11 protein-coding genes are annotated in these 12765 nt (G+C 59.2%); 3 read left to right on the top strand and 8 right to left on the bottom strand.

The window, feature by feature from the left end; all coding sequences use genetic code 11:
- Positions 1 to 7 precede the first annotated feature (7 nt).
- A complete protein-coding gene (locus J5M56_RS12955; RefSeq protein WP_207937084.1) occupies positions 8 to 643 on the bottom strand; it encodes an alpha/beta fold hydrolase in 636 nt (211 codons plus the stop codon).
- 135 nt (positions 644 to 778) lie between these two features.
- Here J5M56_RS12955 and J5M56_RS12950 point away from each other — a divergent pair, with 135 nt between their 5' ends.
- Entirely contained in the window at positions 779 to 1216 is a 438-nt protein-coding gene (locus J5M56_RS12950; protein WP_207937083.1) for a DUF1043 family protein, read from the top strand.
- 275 nt (positions 1217 to 1491) lie between these two features.
- Here J5M56_RS12950 and J5M56_RS12945 read toward each other — a convergent pair whose 3' ends face one another.
- Positions 1492 to 2688, bottom strand: coding sequence for a methionine gamma-lyase (locus J5M56_RS12945; RefSeq protein ID WP_207937082.1), 1197 nt, complete (start codon positions 2686 to 2688; stop codon positions 1492 to 1494).
- A 127-nt stretch (positions 2689 to 2815) separates the two neighbouring features.
- On the opposite strand from J5M56_RS12945, the gene J5M56_RS12940 reads away from it, so the two are divergent.
- Entirely contained in the window at positions 2816 to 3295 is a 480-nt protein-coding gene (locus tag J5M56_RS12940; RefSeq protein ID WP_060479572.1) for an Lrp/AsnC family transcriptional regulator, read from the top strand.
- A gap of 1204 nt (positions 3296 to 4499) precedes the next feature.
- Here the strand turns inward: J5M56_RS12940 and cysN are convergent.
- The 3 genes from cysN to J5M56_RS12925 all read right to left on the bottom strand — a co-directional run bounded on the left by cysN (position 4500) and on the right by J5M56_RS12925 (position 8338).
- Complete coding sequence (gene cysN / locus J5M56_RS12935; protein WP_060478998.1) at positions 4500 to 6401, bottom strand: sulfate adenylyltransferase subunit CysN; 1902 nt, start codon at positions 6399 to 6401, stop codon at positions 4500 to 4502.
- Positions 6402 to 6417: 16 nt separating this feature from the next.
- A complete protein-coding gene (gene cysD / locus J5M56_RS12930; RefSeq protein WP_054884652.1) occupies positions 6418 to 7335 on the bottom strand; it encodes a sulfate adenylyltransferase subunit CysD in 918 nt (305 codons plus the stop codon).
- Positions 7336 to 7579: 244 nt separating this feature from the next.
- Entirely contained in the window at positions 7580 to 8338 is a 759-nt protein-coding gene (locus J5M56_RS12925) for a Nif3-like dinuclear metal center hexameric protein (RefSeq protein WP_186477472.1), read from the bottom strand.
- 169 nt (positions 8339 to 8507) lie between these two features.
- On the opposite strand from J5M56_RS12925, the gene algW reads away from it, so the two are divergent.
- The gene (gene algW, locus J5M56_RS12920) at positions 8508 to 9668 is read left to right on the top strand and encodes a Do family serine endopeptidase AlgW (RefSeq protein WP_186477471.1); all 1161 of its coding nucleotides are present in this window, start codon (positions 8508 to 8510) and stop codon (positions 9666 to 9668) included.
- 34 nt (positions 9669 to 9702) lie between these two features.
- Here algW and J5M56_RS12915 read toward each other — a convergent pair whose 3' ends face one another.
- The 3 genes from J5M56_RS12915 to J5M56_RS12905 are packed head-to-tail and all read right to left on the bottom strand — an operon-like array spanning position 9703 to position 12764.
- Entirely contained in the window at positions 9703 to 10467 is a 765-nt protein-coding gene (locus J5M56_RS12915; RefSeq protein ID WP_207937081.1) for an amino acid ABC transporter ATP-binding protein, read from the bottom strand.
- A 10-nt stretch (positions 10468 to 10477) separates the two neighbouring features.
- A complete protein-coding gene (locus J5M56_RS12910) occupies positions 10478 to 11575 on the bottom strand; it encodes an amino acid ABC transporter permease (protein WP_060478995.1) in 1098 nt (365 codons plus the stop codon).
- Between the two features lie 10 nt (positions 11576 to 11585).
- Positions 11586 to 12764 carry an amino acid ABC transporter permease gene (locus J5M56_RS12905; RefSeq protein ID WP_207937080.1) on the bottom strand — a complete coding sequence of 393 codons (1179 nt, stop codon included), beginning with the start codon at positions 12762 to 12764 and terminating at the stop codon, positions 11586 to 11588.
- Position 12765: the final 1 nt, after the last annotated feature.

Genomic DNA, 12765 nt, shown 5'->3' with positions numbered 1-12765 from the left:
GCTTGGCTCAGTTCGAAAGGCGCGGCAGCAGCAGATCCTTCAGATCGGTCAGCTTGCCATGGAAGAAGTGTCCGCATTCTGCCACTTTCAGCAGCTCATGGGGGCGCCCCAGTGCGTCGGACCATTGGTAAACCAGTTGCGGATCGACGACTTCATCGGCGTCTGGCTGCACGACGGTGATCGCACAGCGCTGTGGCGGCGGGAAGTCAGCAGCCAGGCGCATCACCGCCGGGGCGATCATGAACAGCTGCTGCAGCTCCACACCCTGCGCTTCAAGGCGCCCGGCCAAGCTGGTGGCGACAAACCCGCCGAACGAAAAGCCCATCAGCACCAGCGGCAGTTCCGGGTGCTTGGCGCGCAGCCACGCCGCCGCAGCCTCAGCATCGGCCACCTCGCCAGCGCCCATGTCATGGCTGCCGGCACTTTGGCCGACACCGCGGTAGTTGAAGCGCAAGGTCACAAAGCCCGCGTCGCGGGCGGTGCGCTGCAGGGTCGAAACCACCTTGTTGAGCATGGTGCCGCCCTGGACCGGGTTGGGGTGGCAGATCAGCACCGCACCGCGAGCGTCGGCCACATCCAGATACAAGGCTTCGAGCTGGCCGATCGGGCCATCGATGAGCAAGGGGGTTTCGCGAACAAGCAAGGCACTACTCCGTGACCTCGAAGGGGGTCGTTTCGTCTAGGTGAGGAATTCTGTTCTGATTTGCGATCGCTCGCGGTATACAGCGCAGGTCTGAGCCGTTAACGTAAAGCAAAGCCGTTTATAGAGGAAGGACTCGTGGAACTCTCGCTCCTTGTTTGGTTGTTGCCAACTTTGGCCTTGGTCATCGGTGTGGCGGTCGGTTTCATCGTGGCCCGCCTGCTGCCCAACGCAGCGCCCAGCAGCACCCAGCGTCAGCTGGACGATATTCAACAGCGCTTCGACAATTACCAGAACCAAGTGGTTACTCACTTCAACAGCACTGCGGTACTGGTCAAGAAGCTGACCCAGAGCTATCAGGACGTACAGGATCACCTGGCCGACGGTGCCAACCACCTGGCCCTGGATGAGCTGACCCGTCAGCGCCTGCTCGCCGCTCTGCATTCCGAAAGCACCCAGGGGCCGCGTGACCGCTTGACCCCGCCAAAGGACACTGCCGAAGTGCCACGTGACTATGCACCCAAGTCGCCGAACTCGCCGGGCATGCTCGACGAGAGCTACGGGCTCAAACGCTGAATATCACAAAGGCCTCGCAAGAGGCCTTTTTGTTGCACTGCTCAAACCTGCCAAATGACCCCGCCATAGCGGGGCCACTTTCAGCTCACGGCTTGCGCCACGACTGACCGCCTTCATCGTCGTCACCGCCACCACGGCGGATGACCAAGTCGCGTTCGATTACAGATGCTTTCATGGTGATACTCCTTGAGGATGCGCTGACCAGTTCGCCAGCACTGCCAGAGTGCCTGCGCCATACCCGAGCAAGGCACTTGGCAGTAATTCCTGACCGTGCCTCATGCGCAAACATGCAGTGCCTGCTCTATATCTGCCAGCAAGTCCTCCACGTCCTCAAGCCCCACCGACAAGCGCACCAGGCCCTCAGAGATGCCGTGGTGCGCGCGTTGTTCAGGGGTGTAGCTCGAATGGGTCATGCTGGCAGGATGTTGCGCCAGTGACTCGGCGTCGCCAAGGCTGACGGCCCGGGCGAAAAGCTGCAGAGCATTCATGAACCGCCGCCCCGCCTCGATGCCGCCTTTGAGCTCGAATGCAATCATACCGCCAGGCAAACGCATCTGCCGTTGTGCCAGTTCGTGCTGAGGGAACGACGGCAGCCCTGGATACTGAATCAGCTCGACCAGTGAGTGGCGTTCAAGGTACTGGGCAATCTGCTGGGCATTGGCGCAGTGGCGGTCCATACGCAACGCAAGGGTCTTGATACCACGCATCAACAAGGAGGCATCATGTGGTGATAGCACAGCACCGGTCATGTCCTTGAGCCCCTCGTAGCGGATACGGTCAACCAACGCCTTGCGCCCGATCACCAAGCCGGCGGTGATGTCACCATGGCCACTGAGGTATTTGGTTGCCGAGTGCACCACTAGATCGGCACCCAGTTCCAGCGGCCGTTGCAGGTAGGGCGTGCAGTAGGTGTTGTCGACCACTACATGCAAGTCATGGCCCCTCGCCGCTTCAACCACGGCCGCGATATCCACCAGGCGCATGTTCGGATTAGCCGGGGTTTCGAAGTAGATCATCCGGGTCTTGTGGGTGATCGCTGCTTTTAGCGCCTGGGTGTCGTTGAGGTCGACATGGCGGATCTTCACCCCGAACTCACCAATGCCGTCGTGCATAAAGGCAAAGGTGCAGCCATACACCGTGCGCCCGACGATCAGTTCGTCACCGGGGCGCAGCAATGTCCACAACGTCGAGGTGATGGCGCCCATCCCAGACGCCAGCGCCAGGCCCGCCTCGCCCCCTTCAAGCGACGCCATGCGCTGCTCCAGCAAGGCCAGGGTCGGGTTGGAGATGCGGCTATAGAAGTGCCCGCCCTGCTCCCCGGCAAAGCATGCTGCACCGTATTCGACGCTGGGGAATGCATACGTTGCAGTCTGGTAAACCGGTGGCACCAGCGCGCCGCCATGGGAAAGCGGATCGTACCCATGGTGGATGGCGCGGGTGGAAAAACCGGTGTTGTTATGGGAGTCGCGCATGGCAACAGCCTCTGGTGGGTTGCTATAAGCTTATGCCACAGAGCCGCCATAAATTTTCCAAAATCGCCTACGCGCTGCGCTACTCTTTGGAAAGAAAACAACAAATACAATACCAGGAGGGCAGATCATGCCTTCGAGCCTCGACCGCACTGACCGCGCCCTACTCGCGGCCCTGCAGAACAATGCCCGCCTCACCGTTTCCGAACTCGCCGACCAGGTCTCGCTGACCACCTCGCCTTGCTGGCGGAGGGTCAAGCTGCTGGAAGACAACGGGTACATAACCGCTTACCAGGCCATTCTTTCGCCCAAATCGCTGGGGTTTGGGGTAACGGCGTTTGTCAGCATCATGATGGATTCGCATTCCAAAGAGACGGCGTTGGCGTTCGAGCAGCGGTTGATGGAGATTCCGGAGATCGTGGCCTGCCATAATGTCTCGGGGCGTTATGACTTCCTCTTGGAGATATTGGCGCGAGACCTTGAGTCTTTTGGAGAGTTTGCCCGGGAGGTGCTGCAGCGGCTGCCGGGGGTGAAGGAGATTTATTCGAGCTTTTCCTATAAATCCGTCAAGTTCGACCGGGTGATACCTGTATGCGAAAAACATATTTGAAATTTTAAATACCCCTTACAAATCAACACCTCCAAGCTACTGCGCAAACCAGTGGTGCTTGGAGGTGTAACACTAGAAATTATGGGTAATCATGGGGGATTTTAATTAAAGGCTTTGGTAGCGGTGGATAAACGTGCGGGTATATTTTCGGATTACGAGGTAGTCTACCCGGAGCGAAACCTTGCCGTGCCCACCGGACCTCCCCGTTGCGGCCATCGAAAATTAAAATGTTACCTGTATCGCTCACCTTCAAGAAGTTATTCTCCCAATACGACCTATCAAGCGTTTCAGTGCTCTGTGCTGACCATATTCTCCCCCGAGACGGATCATATAAAAATCCCGAGTTACTCACGACAAAGTGAAGCGGCTCTCGCGTTCGATTATTGAAAGTGGAACTGTAGGGTTGCCTGTGGTCTGCAACCCAGACCACCGAACCACCGTCTTCCAATACCAGATTCCCATCGTCCCTAAGGCGCAGTACAAACCGCCCGTTGGCTGACTTAATGAACTGCCCTGCACGCATACTCTGATTAGGAGGAAGTAACTCTCCGCCAGAGCCCTGGAAAGCCTGGGATGGTATTTTTCTGTACTTACTTTTACCCATTACGATAATCCTATCATGTAGAGAATTTATGACCACTCAAGCAGTAGCACATACATCCCCCACAGGCATAGCCCATCGCAACACTAGGAAGAACATCCAAATAATAACATCAAGCCCACCTACAGCCACACCGGACCCTCCCTACATGCACTTGAGACAATTCCCACCAAGAAATAAACCACACTTCTATCGCGAGAAAATCTCAAACAGGCATGCAAAATACCCTTCAACACCAGAGCGACCGATACATGAGAAAATTATTAGTAAGCATCACAATCATACTATCTGGATGCAGCGGGGAGTTGCCCATGATCCTCCCTGACAGGCTAGAGCTACAATTCAAATGTGATATGGATCCATACCAGCAAGGCTGCGAGAGACAAATGGACTACCAAGAGCACTATCGCCTGATCAAACGCCCCATACACTGAGATAGTCAACCAGGGCCAATAAGGCCGATAGTAGAGCGTGGTTTGGGAACGTTTTAGGGATGCCTGGCTTGAGAGTTGTAGTGGCGCTCGATCTCACAAACGCTAAAAATCCCCAGGCGAACCCATAAAAAAACCCCGCCAAAGCGGGGTTTTTCACAAGCCACAATCCTTAGATCGCGCCACGCTGACGCAGCACATCCAGCACCAGCTTCACACCGTCTTCAACACTGACGCTCTGGGTATCGATCACCAGGTCGGCATCCAGCGGCACATCGAACGGGAAGCTCTCGCCCGGGATGTTGTCGCCACCGGCAGCATACAGGCCCTGTGGGTCACGCTCGCGGCACACCAGCGGCGAGGCCTGAACGTAAACGGTGACCAGGCGGTCCTTGCCAATCAGCGCCTTGGCCTGTTCGCGGCCTTCGGCATCCGGGGCAACGAACGCAGCCAAGGTGAGCAGGCCGGCTTCGTTGAACTGACGCGCCACATGAGCGGCGCGGCGCCAGTTCTCGGTGCGGCCAGCGCGGTCCTGAGGCAGGCCCTTGTTCAGGTCATGGCGCAGGTTCTGGCCATCGAGCACGTACACTGCACGGCCCATGTCGAACAGCTTGCGCTCTACGGCATAGGCCAGGGTGCTCTTACCAGCGCCCGACAGCCCGCTGAACAGCACAGTCGCCGGCTGCTGACCGAAACGCAAGGCGCGCTCTTCGGTAGAGACGTGGGCCTGCTTGCCATGCTGGCCAGTGCTGCCGTGCGGCAGAACGGGCGGTGCGATGATCATGCCGGCACCGACGGTGCCGTTGGTCAGGCGGTCGATGACGATGAACGCGCCGGTAGTGCGGTTACTGTCATAGCCGTCCAGTGCGATCGAGGCGTCCAGCGCCACCTTGACCCGGCCGATCTCGTTCAGTTGCAGGGCGCTTGCAGCCCCCTGTTCCAAGGTGTTCACATCGACCTTGTGGGTGATGCTGGCGATCGAGCCCGGTACGTAGCTGGTGGCGCGCTTGATGTCGTATTTCTTGCCCGGCAACATCGGCTCTTCGGCCATCCACACCAGCATGGCGTCGAACTGGTCGGTCACCGGCGGCACGTTATCGGCGTGCACCAGCAGGTCGCCACGGGAGATATCGATCTCATCTTCCATGGTCAGAGTCACGGCCTGGCCTGGGCCAGCGCTTTGCAGTTCACCTTCGTAGGTGACGATGGACTTGACCCGGCTGCTCTTGCCCGAAGGCAGCACAACGATTTCATCGCCCTTGTGCACCACGCCACTGGCGAGGGTGCCGGCGAAGCCACGGAAGTTCAGGTTCGGACGATTGACGTACTGCACCGGGAAACGCAGATCGGTGAAGTTGCGGTCGGCCGACACCTCGACGGTTTCGAGGATTTCCATCAGCGTCGGGCCGGCGTACCACGGCGAGCGATCGCTGTGGTTGACCACGTTGTCGCCTTTGAGTGCGGACATCGGCACGAAGTGCAGGCTGCTCGGCGTCAGGTTGATGGCGTCGGCGAATTTCAGGTAATCGGCCTTGATCGACTCGAAGACTTCTTCATCGAAGCCCTTGAGGTCCATCTTGTTGACCGCAACCACGATGTGTTTGATGCCCAACAGCGATGCGATGTAGCTGTGGCGGCGGGTCTGAGTCTGCACACCGTAGCGGGCATCGACCAGGATGATCGCCAGGTCGCACGTCGACGCACCGGTGGCCATGTTGCGGGTGTACTGCTCGTGGCCAGGGGTGTCGGCGATGATGAACTTGCGCTTGGCAGTGGAGAAGTAGCGGTAGGCGACATCGATGGTGATGCCCTGCTCACGTTCGGCTTGCAGGCCGTCTACCAGCAGCGCCAGGTCGACTTCTTCGCCGGTGGTGCCGACTTTTTTCGAATCGCGGGTGATGGCCTCGAGGTGGTCCTCGTAGATCATCTTCGAGTCGTGCAGCAGGCGCCCGATCAGGGTGCTCTTGCCGTCATCCACGTTGCCGCAGGTGAGGAAACGCAGCAGTTCTTTACGCTCGTGCTGAGCCAGATAAGCGAGGATGTCTTCGCTGATCAAATCGGATTGGTGCGACATGGAGTAACCCTGAAAATTAGAAGTAGCCCTGACGTTTCTTGTCTTCCATGGAGCCTGCGCCATCGTGATCGATGACCCGGCCCTGGCGCTCGGACGTGCGCGTCAGGAGCATTTCCTGAATGATGTCGGTGAGCGTTTCGGCTTCGGACTCGACAGCGCCCGTCAACGGGTAGCAGCCGAGGGTACGGAAACGGACCTTCTTCTTGACGATACGCGCCTTTTCTTCCTCGGAAAGATGCTCGAGGATACGATCGTCGTCGATCATGATCAGGGTGCCGTTCTTCTCGATGACTTCACGCTCAGCGGCGAAGTACAGCGGTACGATCGGGATGCCTTCAAGGTAGATGTACTGCCAGATATCCAGCTCGGTCCAGTTCGACAGAGGGAAGACGCGGATCGACTCGCCCTTGTTGACCTTGCCGTTGTACACGTTCCACAGCTCAGGGCGCTGGTTCTTCGGGTCCCAGCGGTGCTTGCTGTCACGGAACGAGTAGACGCGCTCCTTGGCCCGCGATTTCTCTTCGTCGCGGCGCGCGCCACCAAAGGCAGCATCGAAACCATGCTTGTCCAGTGCCTGCTTCAGGCCTTGGGTTTTCATGATATCGGTGTGCTTGGAGCTGCCATGGGTGAATGGGTTGATGCCCTGCGCCACCCCCTCAGGGTTGACGTGAGTGATCAGCTCCAGGCCCATCTCCTCGACCATCTTGTCGCGGAAGCGGTACATTTCCTGGAATTTCCACTGGGTGTCGACGTGCATCACCGGGAACGGCAGCTTGCCTGGGAAAAAGGCCTTGCGCGCCAGGTGCAGCATCACGGCGGAATCCTTGCCGATCGAGTACAGCATCACCGGGTTGTCGAACTCGGCGGCCACCTCGCGGATGATATGGATGCTTTCCGCCTCCAGCTGTTTCAAGTGCGTCAGTTTGTCGACCATGGCTACTCACGTAAAACGATCTTATGGACGGCCAGCGGGCCGTGTTCGAGCGAGCCACTGTATCACAGCGGATGCTTCTATTTAGGAGGCTGGCTAGATCGAAAAAATCTAACGATATGACTGCGGGTTTGGGCTGGCACGGTCGGCCTTTCGCGGGTAAACCCCTCCCACGGTGACCGCACCAGCCCCAGGGCGACGCCGTAGAGGTGGAGGCCCGTTCACCGTAAAGCAGACGACACAGAAGTCAGATTGGATTCGGGCAATCGATGAACAGGTGCTCCAGGGCAAAGCGCCGCGCCAGGTATTCGCCCAGCGCCTGCACCCCGTATCGCTCGGTAGCATGGTGCCCGGCGGCGATGAAGCTGACGCCGTTCTCACGGGCGCTGTGGTAGGTCTGCTCCGACGCCTCGCCGGTCAGGTACAGGTCTACCCCAGCGGCAATGGCCGTATCGATGTAGCCCTGCCCACCACCTGTACACCAGCCCACCCGACGGATCATTTGATCACCTTCCACCAGCAATGGCTCACGCCCCAGAACGTCCTGGACTCGGCGGGCAAAATCGCGTGCGGTGAGCGGCTCGGCCAGCGACCCGACCAGCCCAACGACCTTGGGGTTCTCTGGGTCCAGTGGGCCTTCGACGGTAATGTCCAGTTGCCGCGCCAACTGCACGTTGTTGCCAACCTCTGCATGCACATCAAGGGGCAGATGAAACGCCAGCAGGCTGATGTCGTTGTTCAGCAGTGTCTTCAAGCGACGCTGACGGATCCCGGTTACGCAGGGGTTCTCCCCCTTCCAGAAGTAACCATGGTGTACCAGCACCAGGTCAGCCTCGGCCTGCACCGCAGCATCGAGCAATGCCTGGCTGGCGGTGACACCACTGACGATGCGGCTGACCTGCGGCCTGCCTTCGACCTGCAGGCCATTTGGGCAGTAGTCCTGGATCTTCGCGCTGCCCAGGTAGCGCTCGGCTTCCTCGACCAGCGTGTTGAGTGCAACGGCCATGAAAATCTCCTCGAAATCTGGGCTTTCGCGGGGCGCAACGCCTGCAGAACGCCCGTATAATGCCGGCCATTATGGGCCGTCGCTGGCATCGGGGAAACCGGTGTATGATCGCGCGCGCTCATGCACCACTGCACGAGCAACGGCTCTTGCTCTTTTCCAGGACTCATTCATGTTCAAGGCTTTGCGTTATTTCGGCTGGCCCCTGCTCACCGGTATTCTAATCGCCGTGCTGATCATTCAGCGCTACCCGGAATGGGTCGGCCTGCCCAGCCAGGACGTCAACCTCCAGCAAGCACCGCAAACCACACAGGTGATGCAGGGCCCGGTGTCCTATGCCGACGCCGTAACCCTCGCCGCACCCGCCGTGGCGAATCTCTACACCACGAAGGTTGTGAACAAGAGCGCCCACCCGCTGTTCGAGGACCCACAGTTTCGCCGCTTCTTCGGCGACAACCTGCCCAAGCAGCGGCGTTGGGAGTCGAGCCTGGGCTCGGCGGTGATCATGAGCCCGGAAGGCTATCTGCTGACCAACAACCACGTCACCAGTGGCGCCGACCAGATCGTCGTCGCCCTCAAGGACGGCCGCGAAACCCTTGCCAGAGTGATCGGCAGCGACCCGGAAACCGATCTGGCAGTACTGAAGATCGACCTCAAGAACCTGCCTGCCATGACCATCGGCCGCTCCGACAATATCCACATCGGTGATGTGGTGCTGGCCATCGGCAACCCATTCGGCGTTGGCCAAACGGTGACCATGGGCATCATCAGCGCCACCGGGCGTAATCAGTTGGGGCTCAACAACTACGAGGACTTCATCCAGACCGACGCTGCGATCAACCCAGGCAACTCTGGGGGCGCGCTGGTCGATGCCAATGGCAACCTGGTCGGCATCAACACCGCCATTTTCTCCAAGTCTGGCGGCTCCCAGGGCATCGGTTTCGCCATCCCTGTGAAGTTGGCGCTGGAAGTGATGAAGTCGATCGTCGAGCACGGCCAGGTGATCCGTGGCTGGCTGGGCATCGAAGTGCAGCCGTTGAGCCAGGAGCTTGCCGAATCGTTCGGCATGCAAGGCCGGCCAGGCATTGTGGTGGCGGGTATTTTCCGCGACGGCCCAGCTCAGAAAGCCGGTTTGCAATTGGGTGACGTGATCCTGAGCATCAACGGCGAACCGGCTGGTGACGGACGCAAGTCGATGAACCAAGTTGCGCGGATCAAGCCAGGCGACAAGATCAGCATTGAAGTCATGCGCAATGGCCAACAATTGAAGCTGATCGCCGAGGTCGGGCTCCGCCCGCCACCTGCGCCGGCGGCAACCAAAGAAGAGAAGTAAATCAAAAGGGGCCGCATTCGCGGCCCCTTTTGCATCAGTGCAGAATCTGGCTCAGGAACAACTTGGTGCGGTCACTGCGCGGCCGGTCGAAGAAGTCATCCGGCGCCGCCTGCTCGACGATTTCACCTTTGTCCATGAAGATCACTCGGTTCGCCACGGTGCGGGCAAAGCCCATTTCGTGGGTGACGCAGAGCATGGTCATGCCGTCTTCAGCCAGGCCAACCATGGTGTCGAGCACTTCCTTGACCATCTCTGGGTCCAGCGCCGAGGTGGGTTCGTCGAACAGCATGATCTTCGGCTTCATGCACAGCGCCCGAGCGATCGCCACACGCTGCTGCTGACCACCGGACAACTGCCCTGGGAACTTGTGCGCCTGTTCTGGAATACGCACCCGTTCCAAGTAGTGCATGGCAATTTCCTCGGCCTTGCGGCGCGGCATCTTGCGCACCCACATCGGGGCCAGGGTGCAGTTTTCCAGAATGGTGAGGTGCGGGAACAGATTGAAGTGCTGGAACACCATGCCCACCTCGCGGCGGATGGCCTCGATCTGCTTGAGATCGTTGGTCAGCTCCACCCCATCGACCACAATGCGCCCTTGCTGATGTTCTTCCAGGCGGTTGAGGCAGCGGATGGTGGTCGACTTGCCTGACCCCGACGGGCCGCACAGCACGATACGTTCGCCCTGACGTACGTTCAGGTTGATGTCCTTGAGCACATGGAACTGGCCATACCACTTGTTCACGCCCTGCATCTGGATGATGCCTTCGGGGCTGGCAGGCTGCTTGATCGCTTCACTCATTTCGAAACTCCTAACGCTTGTGGCCAGTGTCCAGCTTGCGCTCCAGGTGCATGGAGTAGCGGGACATACCGAAACAGAAAATCCAGAACACCAGGGCCGCGAACACGTAGCCCTCGGTAGCCATCCCCAGCCAGGCCGGGTCGGCAGCGGCTTGCTTGACACTGTTGAGCAGGTCGAACAAACCGATGATGATCACCAGGCTGGTGTCCTTGAACAGGGCAATGAAGGTGTTGACGATGCCGGGGATAACCAGCTTGAGCGCTTGCGGCAGAATCACCAGGCCCATGGCGCGCCAGTAGCCAAGGCCCATGGCCGCAGCGGCCTCGTACTGGCCTTTGGGAATAGCCTGCAGGCCGCCGCGTACCACTTCGGCGACGTATGCCGACTGGAACAGGATCACCCCAATCATGGCCCGCAGCAGCTTGTCGAAGCTCATGCCCTCGGGCAGGAACAATGGCAACATCACCGAAGACATGAACAGCACGGTAATCAGCGGCACGCCACGCCAGAACTCGATGAAAGTGACGCAAACCACCTTCACCGCCGGCATCCTCGAGCGCCGCCCAAGGGCCAGCAGAATCCCCAACGGCAACGCACCGGCGATACCTACGGTGGCGATCACCAGGGTCAGCATCAGCCCGCCCCATTGACTGGTGGCAACCGTGGTCAGCCCCAGCCAACCACCATGCAGCAAGGTGTAGGCGATGATCGGGTACAGCACCAGGAAACCCAGCCCGTAAACGGCCTTGCGCGGGAAGCGGTTGATGAACAGCGGCGCGGCCCCGAGCACGGCCAGCCACACGGTGAGGTCCACGCGCCAGCGCAGTTCCACCGGATAGTAGCCGTACATGAACTGGCCGAAACGTTGCTGCACGAACACCCAGCAGGCGCCTTGTTTGGTGCAGTCGGCACGGGTGGTGCCGACCCAGTTGGCGTCGAGCAATGCCCAGTGCACCAGCGGTGGCACGATCAGCCAAATCAGGTACACGGCGAACAGGGTCAGCAAGGTGTTGAGCCAGCTGGAAAACAGGTTTGCACGCATCCATGCGAGCACGCCGACGGTTTTCACCGGTGGCGGCATGTCGGGTTTGAAAACATGGGCATTCACGGATGTATCCTCACCGCTCGATCAGCGCAATGCGCTTGTTGTACCAGTTCATCAGCAGCGAGATGCTGATGCTGATGGCGAGATAGACACTCATGGTGATGGCGATCACCTCGATGGCCTGGCCGGTCTGATTGAGCACGGTACCGGCGAACAGCGAGACCATCTCGGGGTAGCCGATACCGGCCGCCAGGGACGAGTTCTTCGCAAGGTTGAGATACTGGCTGGTCAGCGGCGGAATGATCACCCGCAGTGCCTGGGGAATGATCACCTTGCGCAAAGTCGGGCCGTCACGCAGGCCGAGCGAATGGGCAGCTTCGGTCTGGCCATGGCTCACCGAGCGGATGCCCGAACGCACGATCTCGGCAATGAATGCCGCGGTGTAGATGGTCAACGCCAGGGTCAAGGCCAACAGCTCCGGAATAAGCACCCAGCCGCCGACGAAGTTGAAACCCTTGAGCTGTGGCATTTCCCAGTGCACCGGGCTGCCGAACAGTAACGTGCAGGCACCTGGGATGACGATCAACAGCGCCAGGCCCGCCCAGAACTTATGGAACGGCTCGCCGGTTTCGTCGAATCGACGGTTGGCATAACGCACCATCACCACAATCGCCAGCAGCGCCAACACCAAGGCAACGACGAACGGCCAGAAGCCATCAGCCATGACGGCACCGGGCATGTTCAGGCCCCGGTTGCTGATGAAGAAGCTATCGTCGATGTTGATGCTGCCCCTTGGTCCCGGCAGGGTCAGGAACACGGCGAAATACCAGAACAGAATCTGCAGCAGCGGCGGAATGTTGCGGAAGGTTTCCACATAGACGGTTGCCAGCTTGCTGATCATCCAGTTCGGTGATAGCCGCGCCACACCGATGATGAAGCCAAGGATGGTCGCCAGGATCACGCCGATGAAGGTCACCAGCAGGGTGTTGAGCAAGCCGATGACGAACACCCGCGCATAGCTGTCCGATTCCACATAGGGAATAAGGTGCTGGGCGATACCGAACCCTGCGCTGCGCTCCAGGAAGTCGAAACCGGAGGTGATGCCTCGGTGCTGTAGGTTGGTCTGGGTATTGTGGAACAGGTACCAGCCCAGGCCGACCACGAAGACGATCGTAAGAATCTGAAACAGCCAGGCGCGTACACGCGGATCGCTCAGGGAAAACCCTTTGGATACGCCAATTTGATTTTGCATG

It is taken from the genome of Pseudomonas sp. 51_B (assembly GCF_017491595.1).
GTDB classification, from domain to species: Bacteria; Pseudomonadota; Gammaproteobacteria; order Pseudomonadales; family Pseudomonadaceae; genus Aquipseudomonas; species Aquipseudomonas promysalinigenes.
This window is presented reverse-complemented; position numbering and strand designations above follow the sequence as displayed.